Annotated in this window: 13 protein-coding genes, 4 pseudogenes and 1 other annotated feature; of the genes and pseudogenes, 10 read left to right on the top strand and 7 right to left on the bottom strand. The window is 39.5% G+C overall.

The genetic code is table 11. From position 1 onward, the window contains the following. Nucleotides 1-28: 28 nt before the first annotated feature. Together MST18_RS15980 and MST18_RS15975 are read right to left on the bottom strand one after the other, a co-directional pair. Entirely contained in the window at nucleotides 29-940 is a 912-nt protein-coding gene (locus MST18_RS15980; protein ID WP_119879449.1) for a ParB/RepB/Spo0J family partition protein, read from the bottom strand. 7 nt (nucleotides 941-947) lie between these two features. Then, on the bottom strand, nucleotides 948-1,727 hold the full coding sequence (locus MST18_RS15975; RefSeq protein WP_179990956.1) for a ParA family protein: 780 nt from the start codon (nucleotides 1,725-1,727) through the stop codon (nucleotides 948-950). 856 nt (nucleotides 1,728-2,583) lie between these two features. Here MST18_RS15975 and MST18_RS15970 point away from each other — a divergent pair. The 3 genes and pseudogenes from MST18_RS15970 to MST18_RS15960 all read left to right on the top strand — a co-directional run. Beyond that, a complete protein-coding gene (locus MST18_RS15970; protein ID WP_127800989.1) occupies nucleotides 2,584-3,756 on the top strand; it encodes a replication initiation protein in 1,173 nt (390 codons plus the stop codon). A gap of 162 nt (nucleotides 3,757-3,918) precedes the next feature. After that, nucleotides 3,919-5,152: pseudogene (locus tag MST18_RS15965) on the top strand (IS3 family transposase). Continuing rightward, nucleotides 4,194-4,310: a sequence feature (AL1L pseudoknot), on the top strand. (Overlaps the previous pseudogene by 117 nt.) Nucleotides 5,153-5,273: 121 nt before the next feature. Then, nucleotides 5,274-5,504: pseudogene (locus tag MST18_RS15960) on the top strand (alcohol dehydrogenase catalytic domain-containing protein); the annotation flags it as partial. A gap of 45 nt (nucleotides 5,505-5,549) precedes the next feature. Here MST18_RS15960 and MST18_RS15955 read toward each other — a convergent pair. Continuing rightward, entirely contained in the window at nucleotides 5,550-6,254 is a 705-nt protein-coding gene (locus MST18_RS15955; protein ID WP_001067858.1) for an IS6-like element IS26 family transposase, read from the bottom strand. Between the two features lie 24 nt (nucleotides 6,255-6,278). Between MST18_RS15955 and MST18_RS15950 the strand changes: the two genes are divergently transcribed. Both MST18_RS15950 and MST18_RS15945 read left to right on the top strand, forming a co-directional pair. After that, nucleotides 6,279-7,175: a S1 family peptidase gene (locus tag MST18_RS15950; RefSeq protein ID WP_228140232.1), complete on the top strand. Its 897-nt coding sequence runs from the start codon at nucleotides 6,279-6,281 to the stop codon at nucleotides 7,173-7,175. A 2-nt stretch (nucleotides 7,176-7,177) separates the two neighbouring features. Beyond that, nucleotides 7,178-7,678, top strand: a complete 501-nt coding sequence (locus MST18_RS15945) for an META domain-containing protein (RefSeq protein WP_074163995.1) — start codon at nucleotides 7,178-7,180, stop codon at nucleotides 7,676-7,678. A gap of 699 nt (nucleotides 7,679-8,377) precedes the next feature. Here the strand turns inward: MST18_RS15945 and MST18_RS15940 are convergent. The 4 genes from MST18_RS15940 to MST18_RS15925 form a co-directional block, all read right to left on the bottom strand. Next, complete coding sequence (locus MST18_RS15940; RefSeq protein WP_104505826.1) at nucleotides 8,378-8,692, bottom strand: hypothetical protein; 315 nt, start codon at nucleotides 8,690-8,692, stop codon at nucleotides 8,378-8,380. A gap of 38 nt (nucleotides 8,693-8,730) precedes the next feature. Continuing rightward, nucleotides 8,731-9,045 (bottom strand): DNA-binding transcriptional regulator, encoded by a 315-nt coding sequence (locus tag MST18_RS15935; RefSeq protein WP_104505827.1) that lies wholly within the window; start codon nucleotides 9,043-9,045, stop codon nucleotides 8,731-8,733. After that, nucleotides 9,026-9,349, bottom strand: coding sequence for a transcriptional regulator (locus MST18_RS15930; protein ID WP_104505828.1), 324 nt, complete (start codon nucleotides 9,347-9,349; stop codon nucleotides 9,026-9,028). The genes MST18_RS15935 and MST18_RS15930 overlap by 20 nt, the downstream gene beginning before the upstream one ends. Nucleotides 9,350-9,471: 122 nt before the next feature. Beyond that, on the bottom strand, nucleotides 9,472-10,176 hold the full coding sequence (locus MST18_RS15925) for an IS6-like element IS26 family transposase (RefSeq protein WP_001067855.1): 705 nt from the start codon (nucleotides 10,174-10,176) through the stop codon (nucleotides 9,472-9,474). Here MST18_RS15925 and MST18_RS15920 point away from each other — a divergent pair. The 5 genes and pseudogenes from MST18_RS15920 to MST18_RS15900 all read left to right on the top strand — a co-directional run. After that, the gene (locus tag MST18_RS15920; RefSeq protein ID WP_180134037.1) at nucleotides 10,153-11,082 is read left to right on the top strand and encodes a zinc-binding dehydrogenase; all 930 of its coding nucleotides are present in this window, start codon (nucleotides 10,153-10,155) and stop codon (nucleotides 11,080-11,082) included. The two genes, MST18_RS15925 and MST18_RS15920, sit on opposite strands and share 24 nt — an antisense overlap. Nucleotides 11,083-11,344: 262 nt before the next feature. Beyond that, nucleotides 11,345-11,743, top strand: a pseudogene (locus MST18_RS15915) (aldehyde dehydrogenase family protein); the annotation flags it as partial. Further along, entirely contained in the window at nucleotides 11,743-12,129 is a 387-nt protein-coding gene (locus MST18_RS15910; RefSeq protein WP_177155611.1) for a carboxymuconolactone decarboxylase family protein, read from the top strand. The pseudogene MST18_RS15915 and the gene MST18_RS15910, both read left to right, overlap by 1 nt. 291 nt (nucleotides 12,130-12,420) lie before the next feature. Further along, nucleotides 12,421-13,755, top strand: a complete 1,335-nt coding sequence (locus tag MST18_RS15905; RefSeq protein ID WP_016658832.1) for an ISNCY family transposase — start codon at nucleotides 12,421-12,423, stop codon at nucleotides 13,753-13,755. 161 nt (nucleotides 13,756-13,916) lie between these two features. Then, nucleotides 13,917-14,235 (top strand): annotated as a pseudogene (locus MST18_RS15900) (helix-turn-helix domain-containing protein); the annotation flags it as partial. Nucleotides 14,236-14,367: the final 132 nt, after the last annotated feature.

Raw genomic sequence — 14,367 nt, 5'->3', positions numbered from 1 at the left:
CAGGGTGCTAAGAAAGTGTAGCAACTTGCTACACTTTTTCGCTTTTTTGAATCAGCTGTTTTAAGAAATCTTCTAATTGTAAGAGACTGGCTTCGTCAATTTCCGAGATATTCAGAGAAACCTTAAGCTGTTTTTGATTCAGTTTGATATTCCCCGCAATCTTACCGGCATATTCAATTTTTCTGACCACGGATGTTGTGGTCAGTTTTTCTGGATTCTGACTCAATAGTTTTTCAGCATAAGTAGTAACTTTGCTTTGCTCGAGTTTTTTGTCTTTTAATTTTTCCCAAGCTCCGAGTAAGGCCACTTCGGCTTCAGAGAGTTGTTCAAGATGATCCGATAGAAATTTTTTGAATGCAGTTGCAGCAGTACGGCCTAGCAAGCCTGGTTCCACATCAAGGTCATTTAAAATTGCTTGCGGCAGTTTTTCGTATGCTAAATACTTGTACATATCTTCGCGATTTAAACCCAGTGAATTGGCTAAACGTTGCTTGTTTTTCTTTAATTTCTCATCAAGTGAGTTCAGGCCAATAAAAATCTCATAATCTGTCAGATCCTGACGCTTTAAATTCTCTGCCAGGGTTAACAAAGATGCTTCTACATTATTTGCATCAATTATAATGGCTTCAATCACAGACTTTCCGAGTAATTGATGTGCCCGTAAGCGTCGCTCGCCTGCAATCAGTTCATATTTCAGATTATCCAGTTTACGCACTGTAATGGGCTGCAAAAGGCCGATTTCATTAATAGAATCCGCCAGTTCTTTTAACTGTGACTCTTCAAATATTTTACGCGGCTGGTTTGGACTTCGGCTGATATCCTCAATAGGGACATTACGTCTAAACTCTTTCGGCTCTTTAATATTGTCTTTCTGTGCTTGCTGATGTTTTTCTGTATTCTGTTTCAGTTTCTGAGCTAAAAGCTCTTTGGTGCTTGCCATAATGCTCTCAGGTTTTAATTTTCACTACAATTTCATTGGCAAGGCTTTCAAAAGCCTTACGTACTTTTGAATTTTTTTCTACTTTCAAAAGTGGTTGTTGCAGAATCGCTGCTTGATTGACTTTAGTACTTTGAGGAATTGTGGTTTCTAAAATTTTACCTACCTGTTTCAAGGCTTCATCCCGAATCAGCTTACAGACATTCTGACGTTCATCATGCTTAATTAGTAAAGCGCCTAAAAGCTCTAAATCTGGATTAATACGTTTGATTTTTTCAAGATGATTTAAAAGATCTGTTACCCCATACAATCCATATTGTGATCCTGATTCGATAGGGATAATGACATGTGTTGAAGATGCCAAGGCATTGCTTGTTAATAATTTAAGGCTAGGTGGACAGTCGATCAATATAAAATCATAAAGATCTTTTAATAGTTTTAACTTGATATTTAACTCTTCAGAAGGACGGGGAGCTTCTTCTTTTAGTTGATCTTCAGTTTTTCCTAAATTTAAGGAACCATAAATTAATGATACTTTTTCAAAGTTCGTTTCTTCTTGTAATGCATCTGCCAACAACGAAATATCGCCCACTAGTAATTCTGCTGTAGTGACAGCAATTTCGCTTGGATGTTGGATCCCAATGTGTAAACTTGCGTTTGCTTGAGGATCTAAATCAATGACTAAAACTTTGTAGCCAAGATTGGCAAGTTCTGAGGCTAGGTGTACAACAGTCGTTGTTTTGCCACATCCGCCTTTATGGTTAGCAACAGTAATAATTTTTGCAGACATGCGTGTCAGATGCTTCCTTATTTCAATGTTTAGTAATATAAATAACTTTCATTCATCTTACTATAGTTTTTAAATTTATAAATCCTATTTATTCAGCTGTAAAACAACTTAAAAAATAAATTTTTAACTAAGCTAGCTTAATTAAAAATTAGAATAATTAGTTATTTAGCTAATTAATAATTAGGATCATATTTTTATTATATAAAACAAGTGCTTGTAACTTTAAAAGTGGAAGGTTTGTCACTATAAAGTGGAAGGTTTGTCACTATAAAGTGGAAGGTCTGTCACCGTAAAGTGGAAGGTCTGTCACTATAAAGTGGAAGGTTTGTCACTATAAAGTGGAAGGTCTGTCACTAGGGTGGAAGGTTTGTCACTACTATTTTTATAACTGCTATTTTTATTTAAAAATAATTTAAAAAACAAATATTTAAGCTGTTAATAAAGTCTCATAACTAAGCTTTAAAGGTGGAAAGATTGTCACTGTATCTTCTTAACCTGTGGATAATCTGTTTTTATTGGATATTTCCTGATGATTATATGTGCAGTTATACCTTTTAAATCTAACAAAAAGGTGGAAGCCTTGTCACATCAGGGTTTTTATCTGACTTAACCTAACTAGACCTGAATGAAAAAAGTAAAAATAGACCTTCTGAACTGTAATTTCGAGACTAAAGGTGGAAGGTCTGTCATCATGGGGTGGAAAGATTATAATTAATTCCACTTTAAGTGCAGGAAATCGGCTAAAATGCTTCTTTTTGATGACAAACTTTCCACTTTTAGAATATTGTGGTGAAAGTCTTGAAAGTTTTTCCACTTTTGTATATAAAAACTAAGTTAAATTATAAATATCACGGTTATGACAGAATCTGAACCATTGCAAGAAGAATCGAATTATATTCCTTACTGTATAGGCAACATTCGCCATAATGGCGTTGTCAGTACCAGTAACCGTTTAATTCGCCCAATCGAATTATCAGCCAATGAATATAAGGCACTTTTATATGCAATGGCGGTTGCGAATTATAGTGAGAAAAATAGGGTAGATGGTGAAATTACCGAACAAACTTATATTTATTTGTATAAGGATGATTTGGCAGATTTACTAGGATTAAATAAACGTAATTCAATTAATGTTGCAATAGATCGGATTTATAAAGAGCTTTCATCCCGGGTAGCTCATTTTATTATTGAGGAGCCAGCTGATAATGGTAAGAGAAAGACTAAAAAAGTACATTCTGTCGTTCCCATTATCCGTGAGTTAAGATGGGAAGATGATTCTAAAAATGCGATTCAGATTCGTTTTACCAGTGAGGTGTTGCCGTATTTCACTCAACTGGCTGGGGGTAATTTTACTACCTATCAGCTAAAACATCTTTTTGCCCTAGATTCTGTTGCCAGTATGAGTCTTTATACTTATTTCATTAAAAACGAATTTAAGTACGCCAATCAAAAGAGTTATGAAGTGCCATTACTTTTAGAAAACTTGAAAGCACTGATTGATATTAATGAAACCAAATATGATCGCTGGGTAGATTTTAGACGCTATGTATTAGACAAAATAGTGGCAGAAATTAACGAAAATACAGATCTACAGTTAGAGTATGAAACCGTTAAGAAAGGCCGTCCAATTGTAGGTGTGAATTTTAAACTGCATCATCGGATTGCTGATAAGGCACTGGATGAATTTGCAGTGATTGAAAAAATCTATCTTGATGTTCCATTTGAAGACAATGCATCCGTAAAAGAATTAGGGGCTAAATTCGATATGAATGTACGTTCTTGGTATATTTTTAATAATGATGAAAATTATCAGCAGTTCAAGAAGTGGTTTAAAAAAGTAGGATGCCTCACTGACTCTCAAGCAAATATTGTCATTAATGACACTTTATTCCAAATGGATTTTGCTGAAATTGGTATGGGGTTGAATGACTTTAAACGAAATATGAAGCATAAACTTAAAAGTAATCCGGAATTCGTCCATAGTATTCGTGAAAGACTGAATGATATTTTTGGTAAAGAGTTGATCTAGCGAAAAGTGTAGCAACTTGCTACACTTTTTAGATATATGTTCGTAAAGAATACAAGTGGTAAGGACCTTAGGATAAAAACGACTCTGTTGCATAAAGTGTGAAAATTGAGACTGAACCGTACCGGGTTTGTCGGAGACCAACTTTCTTGAGAGAATGTTCCAATGACAAAACCAAAATATACCCCTGAAATCAGAGAAAGAGCGGTTCAATTATTGATTGAATCTGAAAAAGATTATCCTTCTACTTGGGCTGCAATCACAGCTATTGCACCTAAGATTGGTTGTACTCCTGAAACATTGCGTGTTTGGTATTTAAAGCATATGGATCAACTAAATCCTGCCAAAGTACAACAGATATCTGACCAAGAAAAAATGAAGCAAATGGAACGTGAAATTAAAGAATTAAAACGTGCCAATGAAATTCTACGTAAAGCAGCCGCTTTTTTCGCCCAGGCGGAGCTCGACCGCCCACACAAATAATGGTGGATTTTATCCAGAACAATAAAGATCGATATGGTGTTGAAGCGATTTGTAGAATTTTACCGATTGCAGCTTCGACCTATTATCGGGCTTTAGATCTCGTTGATAACCCAGAACATCGAGCGAAACGTGCTCTGCATGATTTATATCATGCAGAGCAAATCAAACGTATTTGGAAAGAAAGTTTAGGTCGATATGGTGTGCGTAAGGTCTGGCAACAATTGAAACGTGAAGGTTATGTTATCGCACGTTGTACAGTTGCTCGATTGATGCAGAAGCTAGGTATACAAGGTGTTTGGCGTGGTAAGAATAAACAAACCACCCGTAGCCGAGATGATCAAAAACGAGCAGATGACTTAGTAAAACGCAATTTTAATGCAGATCATCCTGACCCTTGCGAAGCAATGCTTCTCAGGTCGCTGACTTCACGTATATTCAAACTCATTCAGGCTGGGTCTATACCGCCTTTATTATTGATGTGTTCTCGCGAGCAATTGTTGGATGGAAAGTATCAACACGTATGAATACAGATATGGTGCTCGATGCACTGGAGCAAGCATTGCATGATCGAGGCATGCCAAAGAACGTGATTCATCATAGTGACAGAGGCGTGCAATATCTTTCCATTCGTTATACCAATCGTTTAGAAGCAGCAAATTTACGAGCATCAGTCGGTACGACCGGTGATTCATACGATAATGCTTTGGCTGAAACGGTGAATGGCTTATACAAAACAGAGGTGATTGAATATTTAAAAGCGGATTGGCAAGGTTTAGCAGATGTACAACTTGCGACACTAAACTGGGTAGATTGGTTCAATAAAGAGCGTGTACACAGTGCACTGGGTTATGTATCACCTTTTGAGTTTGAAGCAATGTACTATGATAAGATTAACCCGTTAGGTCAGGTGGCCTAACTTAAATAAAAAAGTCTCCGACAAACCCGGTACGGTTCAGTTCACAAACTACATTACAGGTCAGTCTATTTTGACAGATGGTGGAATGGTTTACCGTTAACATCAATATAAGGAATACAAAATGAAAGCAGCTCGTTTTTATGACCGAGGGGATATTCGAATTGAAGATATCCCTGAACCGAAAGTACTTCCAGGCACAGTTGGAATTCAAGTTGCGTGGTGTGGTATTTGCGGTACGGATTTACATGAATTCATGGAAGGTCCTATTTTTATTCCACCTTGTGGTCACCCACACCCAATTTCGGGAGAATCTGCACCTGTAACAATGGGACATGAATTTTCAGGGGCACTGTTGCAAAGTTAGCGATGAGGCAGCCTTTTGTCTTATTCAAAGGCCTTACATTTCAAAAACTCTGCTTACCAGGCGCATTTCGCCCAGGGGATCACCATAATAAAATGCTGAGGCCTGGCCTTTGCGTAGTGCACGCATCACCTCAATACCTTTGATGGTGGCGTAAGCCGTCTTCATGGATTTAAATCCCAGCGTGGCGTTGATTATCCGTTTCAGTTTGCCATGATCGCATTCAATCACGTTGTTCCGGTACTTAATCTGTCGGTGTTCAACGTCAGACGGGCACCGGCCTTCGCGTTTAAGCAGAGCAAGCGCGCGACCATAGGCGGGCGCTTTATCCGTGTTGATGAATCGTGGGATCTGCCACTTCTTCACGTTGTTGAGGATTTTACCCAGAAACCGGTATGCAGCTTTGCTGTTACGACGGGAGGAGAGATAAAAATCGACAGTGCGGCCCCGGCTGTCGACGGCCCGGTACAGATACGCCCAGCGGCCATTGACCTTCACGTAGGTTTCATCCATGTGCCACGGGCAAAGATCGGAAGGGTTACGCCAGTACCAGCGCAGCCGTTTTTCCATTTCAGGCGCATAACGCTGAACCCAGCGGTAAATCGTGGAGTGATCGACATTCACTCCGCGTTCAGCCAGCATCTCCTGCAGCTCACGGTAACTGATGCCGTATTTGCAGTACCAGCGTACGGCCCACAGAATGATGTCACGCTGAAAATGCCGGCCTTTGAATGGGTTCATGTGCAGCTCCATCAGCAAAAGGGGATGATAAGTTTATCACCACCGACTATTTGCAACAGTGCCGAAAATAGCATTGATTTAGAGCTTTATGATCCAAAGCATACTGCAACCAACCAAACACAGGGTTTGAAATTACTGAGCAGTGAAAAACCTAGAACATTAACCAATGTCCCACTTAAAGTAACGACCACTAATATTCCATTAAGACATAGTGCCGCAGTAAGGGCAGCAGAAACCATGCTGATGGCGGATAGTACAACTTCAACCACTTTTTATAATTGTACAACAGGTTTTAATGTGAAAAACGCTGCGGGTACAAAATTTGCGACCACAGCGGCTCACTGTAAGAATTACAAAATTACTGTAGATGACCGCAAGACAACTGGCAATGATAATATTGCACTAACCTTTGTGGGAGACTTCTGGAATGGTAGTCAGGATTTCCAAACCATGAGTTTAGTATCATCTACACATACCTTGAACCCAGAATTTTTCGCCAGTGACAATGTGGTCAAAACTCTAACTGGTCGACGTACACAAGGTAACACACCTGTTGGTACGTATGTCTGTCATTATGGAATGAAAACTGGTTATAGTTGTGGTACGGTTCAGTCGACCGCATTTAAAGCATTTGGTACTGACAATAAATGTGGACCATCAGGGGCAGGTGTGTGTAATGCAACATGGGTAAAAGTTTCAGGTCCAACGTTGGATTGTTGGGGTGGCGATAGTGGTGGTCCAATCTTTATTGGAAGTGTGGCGGCAGGGTTATTATCTACTGCAACTTATCAAGGCACATGGAGTTCTTCCATGAAAGGTCAGGGGTATTGCGGAGGTGCCGCCAAACCTAATGGATATATGACCTATATGTCTACTGATGAACTCTATAAAGAGGGTTACTCATTATTATACGGACAATAACGATGACTAGAATATTTATACTGATGTTCGTCGTTGGACTTTTGAGCGCTTGTCATAAGCCTTCATCAGCCGATCAGTCCAAGATACAAGAATTACAAGTGATGTCCTTTAGTGAGCAGACCTTGGCGCAATTTTCTTGGGAATTAATCGAGGCAACAAATGCTAATAGTGAACGTATAGATTCATTATTTCTGGCTTCAAAACCTGACCAACCTATCACGCTAAAATTTGCAGAAAAGATGCTGTATATTGGGAATTTGTTTTGTAATATAAATTCGATTGGTATTCATTTTAAGGGCAATCATTTATATGCTGAACAACCAATTGTTGCCACAATGATGGGCTGTCCTGATGATATCAACTTACGTGAAAGTACGATGATAGATATTCTGGTGAATGCTCCCACATTATATCTTCAATCTCGTAAGGGGCAGGCACAACTGCTTATAGAAACACAAAAAAAAGAGAAATTGATTTTTAAAGGTGTTCAAGTCAACAAGTAGTCTAAATTCTTGCAGTACACTGATGAAAATCATAAGGTAAAGTTAGATATGAGGAAGCCCAATCATTTAGTTGGGCTTCTTTGTTTAAATATAATTTTAAGAGCCGGTAACTTATTTTCTGTAAGTTCCCTTTTACTATTTTTCTTTTGAGTATTTTATTAATCTAATTCTTTTACGCACTCAATAAGTATTACCACTATACCAACTCTTAGAAAGAGCTTTGAATTCCCTATTTAACATAATGGTGGTTATACGCAATACACTTGTATATTAATATAAATATCAATCACTTGAAAATTTAGCCATGACTAAGAAAAAGCAAAAAATCGGCTTTTGTAATAAGTTGGTGAGTTTTTAAGCAGATCTGTAATATTTTGCCAGTAAATTTGATTAAAAAACGATCAATTTGGCAATCAGTGCCCATTTCATCGGCTTTCAGGATCCGAAACTATCCCCAATGGCTGTGGATAAAATTTAGGCTATTTTGTACGCCCTGGCGCACAACAATCTCGGCTCTTTGCGGCTACCAGGAACAGTGGAATTTTCCTATGATGAACTCATCAGGAACAGGAAGTTCCAAACAACAAGAATAAGAAAGATCGCACCAGGAGCGTGAGGTAAGACAGGAGTCATACCTAGCAACCCAATATGAGAAACCCCGGCAGGATGCTGGGGTTTTTTATTGTCTGCATTTAAGGTCTAATCAGTCTTAGCCAATTCATTTTGGTTGATAAGTTTAATCAGCGCATTTTGAACAAACTCATCAAGTTCAATCCCTTTTTCTTTTATGATGGTTTCTATCTTTGCTAGCGTTTCACTTTCTAATTCGAACTCGATTTCTGCTGATGTTTCCATGAGTAAATCATAGTTATTTTCGACTATCTTTTTAAAGGTTTCTTCTAGATCTTTTGTTGATGGAATATTGAAAGATAAGCGTAATGAGCTATTGATAATTTCAATATGGGTATACCCTAAATATTCAGTACTTTTTCCCACAAATCCTAAGTGCTTCATAAAAAACCTTAAATAAATATAGTAGAGAGCTGTCTAAATTAAGCCAGACTCTCTTTTACAAATTTTGGATCAACAATAAATAATCGAATAAGGGATGTTGCTGCTCCTGATGGTCTTCTCGCACCTTGTTCCCATGATTCAAGAGTACGTCTTGATACGCCAAGAATCTTAGCAAACTGATCTTGTGTTAGTTGAGCCTTTCTACGAGCTAACGCTACATCTGTCTCAGTGATTACGGTTCTTTTCGCTGCATTACTAGTAAGCATATCGTCGATGCCTTGTAATATTTCAGCTTCAATATCCCTAGTTGCTTCAAAAGCCTCAAGTTCTTTTTCAGTCATTAAACGAGTCATTTAGTTTCTCCACTAATGCTTGAAGAGTCTTCTTACTAAGCTGTACAGTTTGCTTTTTACTGTACAAGGTTAATAACCAAATCTCTCCATTTGCTAAACGATTAAAGTAGATGACTCTGACACCACCACTTTTACCTCTACCACCGCTAGTCCATCTAATCTTACGAATACCACCTGCATTAGGCTCTACATCTCCTGCTTCAGGATTTAATGCTAAGAATGTTTTGAATTCCTCATATTCTTCCTGAGTCCAATAAACAAGACAGTATTTAGTAAATAATGGAGTCTCACATATTGTATACATTGATTGCATTCATACTACCTTGTAGTAGTTTATTTTATACTACTTTGTGGTATTTTTAAATGATAATTCTGGCACTGTTGCAAAGTTAGCGATGAGGCAGCCTTTTGTCTTATTCAAAGGCCTTACATTTCAAAAACTCTGCTTACCAGGCGCATTTCGCCCAGGGGATCACCATAATAAAATGCTGAGGCCTGGCCTTTGCGTAGTGCACGCATCACCTCAATACCTTTGATGGTGGCGTAAGCCGTCTTCATGGATTTAAATCCCAGCGTGGCGCCGATTATCCGTTTCAGTTTGCCATGATCGCATTCAATCACGTTGTTCCGGTACTTAATCTGTCGGTGTTCAACGTCAGACGGGCACCGGCCTTCGCGTTTGAGCAGAGCAAGCGCGCGACCATAGGCGGGCGCTTTATCCGTGTTGATGAATCGCGGGATCTGCCACTTCTTCACGTTGTTGAGGATTTTACCCAGAAACCGGTATGCAGCTTTGCTGTTACGACGGGAGGAGAGATAAAAATCGACAGTGCGGCCCCGGCTGTCGACGGCCCGGTACAGATACGCCCAGCGGCCATTGACCTTCACGTAGGTTTCATCCATGTGCCACGGGCAAAGATCGGAAGGGTTACGCCAGTACCAGCGCAGCCGTTTTTCCATTTCAGGCGCATAACGCTGAACCCAGCGGTAAATCGTGGAGTGATCGACATTCACTCCGCGTTCAGCCAGCATCTCCTGCAGCTCACGGTAACTGATGCCGTATTTGCAGTACCAGCGTACGGCCCACAGAATGATGTCACGCTGAAAATGCCGGCCTTTGAATGGGTTCATGTGCAGCTCCATCAGCAAAAGGGGATGATAAGTTTATCACCACCGACTATTTGCAACAGTGCCTTTTCAGGCGTGGTTTATGCAGTTGGAGAGGGTGTAGATGATATCCAAATTGGGCAACATGTCGTAGTTGAACCCTACATTATTGCTGACGATGTGCCGACTGGCCCCAATGATAAGTATCATTTATCAAAAAATATGAACTTTATTGGTTTAGGCGGACGCGGTGGTGGTCTTTCTGAAAAAATTGCAGTTCAGCGGCGTTGGGTACATCCTATTTCAAATGATATTCCTTTAGACCAAGCAGCATTGATAGAACCTTTATCTGTCGGTCATCATGCCTATGTCAGAAGTGGCGCAAAAGCTGGCGATATCGCACTGGTTGGTGGAGCAGGCCCAATAGGCTTACTTTTATCTGCTATTTTAAAGGCTAAAGGTCTCACGGTTATCATTACTGAACTGAGTGCAAAACGTAAAGAAAAAGCGATAGAAGCGGGTGTTGCCGATTATGTACTAGACCCATCTAAGGTTGATGTAGTTGCTGAGGTAATGAAAATTACAGAAGACCGCGGTGTAGATGTCGCTTTTGAATGTAGTAGTGTCAATAAAGTCATGGATACACTCGTTGCAGCAATGAAACCAACTGGTGTAGTCGTTATCGTTTCTATTTGGAGCCATCCTGCCACAATTAATGTGCATAGTGTGGTCATGAAAGAGCTCGATATTCGTGGAACGATTGCTTATGTCAATGACCATCAGGAAACCATCCGTTTAGTCGAGCAAGGTAAGATTAATCTAGAACCTTTTATTACCCAACGTATTGCATTAGATGATCTTGTTTCTAAAGGCTTTGAAACGCTGATTCATAATAATGAGTCTGCTGTAAAAATTATTGTTCATCCATAGTAAAGCCTAATTTGAATAAGCTAGAAATAAACTCTATGTAGCTATTTCTAATATCTTTATCGATAGAGAATGAGTCTGTACGTACAGATTCATTCTCAAATTTACAGTGTTGAGTGCCAGTATGATTTTGATCATAGAGCCTAGTAAAGATATAAGGCTTTGTTGCATAAATATGTAAGCATCTGATTTAAATAGATTTAATTTTAGATCAAAAAATAATCAAAACTTTTAAAATCATATAGTTATGAAATCTTTGTGCAACAAAGCCGTTGCAGGTGGAAAACAACACAGCGCTGGTGAGTTATTTTACGAACCGACCATTATTGCCGATGTAACTGCAGAGATGGATGTTGCAACTCAAGAAACTTTTGGACCATTAGCTGCAATTTTTAAGTTCGAAACTGAGCAACAAGCAATTGAGATGGCCAATGCCACAGAATTTGGTTTAGCTGCTTACTGCTACACACAAGATTTAGGTCGTGCGTGGCGCATGAGTGAACAACTCGAGTACGGTATGGTTGGAATTAATAAAGGCTTGATTTCAAATGAGGTTGCACCGTTTGGTGGAATTAAACAGTCAGGTTTAGGGCGCGAAGGCTCAAAATATGGCATTGAAGATTATCTCGAAATCAAATACACCTTATTTGGAGGATTAGGCTAATGAGTAATGAAAAATTTGAAAAAGGTTTAGCGATTCGTAAACAGGTGCTTGGCGAAGCTTATGTCAATAATTCGATCAACAATGCTGATGATTTTAACTTACCTTTACAGGAACTGGTCACGGAGTATTGTTGGGGGGCGGTCTGGGGACGTGAAGAACTGAGCAAACCTGAACGTAGTCTAATTAATCTGGCTATGATATCAGCCTTAAACCGTCCGCATGAATTGAAGCTACATGTTAAAGGAGCTTTACGTAATGGCGTGCCTAAAGACAAAATTCGAGAAGTACTCTTGCAAGTAGCAATTTACTGTGGCGTGCCAGCTGCTGTAGATAGTTTCCGTATTGCAAAAGAAGCAATTTTAGAATATGAACAGGAAAATATTTAAAAATTTTACCAATCAAAGGTTAAAATTATAACCGCATTATTAAATGCGGTTATTCTATTTGCGATTGAAACCTATGAATACTTTCAGCATAAGAAATATTGACAATTAAAGTGAGTAAATCATTACCATATATCAAAATTAATGAAAATTTTGCCACTTGATATCAATTTAACATAATCAATGTTATACGAAGTACAGCTGTTAGAACCCATTTAAAGTGTCTATATTCTCACCAATAAAAATGTCTAGTTTATGATGGTTTTTATCACCATGGACTGGATATAAATATAGATGCTGATCACTATGTCTGACAAAGAAATTCAACGACTTGCAGTTCTGCAAGACGTTCGAGATCATCGTATTACCCAGGTCCGTGGTGCTGAAATCCTCAATCTTTCAACCCGTCAAATTACCCGGTTATTACAAAAGCTCAATCAAGATGGTGTCTCAGGTATGGCACATGCCAGTCGTGGTCAACCAGGTCATCGTCGCCATGATGATTTATTAAAATCAAAATGTCTTTCCATTATTTCTGAACATCTGCTTGGATTTGGACCCACCTTGGCCCATGAGAAGCTCAGCAGCATGTTTGACCTAGATATCCCGGTAGAAACGCTTCGGCGCTGGATGACTGCAAATGACCTCTGGATTCCGCGATCCAAGCGCCTTAAACGTCCATATCAGCCACGTTATAACCGGGATTGCTTCGGTGAGCTGATCCAGATTGATGGCTCATATCATGACTGGTTCGAAGGACGCGCTGCTAAGTGCTGTTTATTGGTGTATATCGATGATGCCACTGGAAAGCTGTTGCATCTGCGCTTCTGTGAGGCGGAAACGACCTTCGATTATATGCTTTCGACTAGAGCCTACATTGAGCAATACGGCAAGCCTCTGGCCTTTTATAGCGATAAACACTCGGTCTTCCGAGTGAATCAGAAATCGAGCCAGGACAGCAAGATCACGCAATTTGGGCGGATTCTGAATGAGTTAAACATTGATATTATCTTTGCCAACTCACCACAAGCAAAAGGACGTGTGGAACGTGCCAACAGGACACTTCAGGACCGTCTGATCAAGGAGATGCGCCTGGAGGGTATCAGTTCGATTGCCGAAGCAAATGCCTGGCTGCCCTGCTTTATTGAGCAGTTCAATCAGAAGTTCGCCAAATGTGCGCGAAACTCAAAGAATTTACATCGACCATTAACCGAATCTGATGCTGAGCTGGAGGATATTTTTACTTGGCAGGAACCGCGTAAGGTCACGAAGAACCTGACCATCACTTATGACAAGTGTATTTATATGCTTGAGCCAACAGCACTGAATCACAAACTTGTTGGGCAATACATTTCATTTCTGGAGTACCCGGATGGCACTGTAGCCATCATGCACGAAGGCCGAAAGCTCAATTACAGCATCTTCAATAAATTGGCTGGGCTACAGCAAAATGAGATTGTTGAGAATAAAAGATTAGGCTCAGTTCTGGCGCATATCCAGCAACAGCATGAAGAGTTGGAAAAACAAAATAAACGTTCCCGCCTCAAGAAAAGTATGCCGAGTCGTAAAGCTCAGAAAGCTGTTATTGAACAAAGAAATTTAAATCCTGTTCTTGACTCTTGCAGTTAAAAACAGGACATTTTAAATGGTTTATCGCATAGACATTTTAATTGGTGAATAACAACAGCAACAACATTTGTAACTCCAAAATAGAAATGTCCGGTTTCTCCAAAGTAAAGAATACTCGCTTTTGCGATTATCGAAGCGTACGGTTTGATATGTTGGTGTTTATGTCGGATAAAGAACTTAAACGATTGTCGGTCTTGCAAGAAATCTGTGATCAACGCATCACCCAATCTCAGGCTGCTCAGCTACTTCACATTTCAGAACGCCAGATCAGACGCTTACTGAAAAAATATAAAGCTCAAGGTCCATCTGCATCAGCTCCTACTGCACATGGTCAAACCTGTAATTCCAAGCTCCTTTTAGACTCAAGTGGCTGAATCTAGTGCATGAAAAGCTGACCAGCATTCATGGATTCAATATTTTAACGAAAACACCGCATTCTTGGATGATTGCAGCTGACTTATTAACGGCTCATATCATGATTAATTTGAAGGACATGCTGATAAATGTAGTCTGCTAATGTTTATTGACGATGTTGCCTCAAACTATAGCAGCCGGTGAGATCAACTCACATGACTTGTTATTCCCATGTAGAAATATACTGGCTAACAAGCA

Source organism: Acinetobacter sp. YH12068_T, from assembly GCF_024606005.1.
GTDB classification, from domain to species: domain Bacteria; phylum Pseudomonadota; class Gammaproteobacteria; order Pseudomonadales; family Moraxellaceae; genus Acinetobacter; species Acinetobacter amyesii.
The sequence above is the reverse complement of the archived record's forward strand: the minus strand, read 5'-3'. Positions and strand labels throughout refer to the sequence as shown.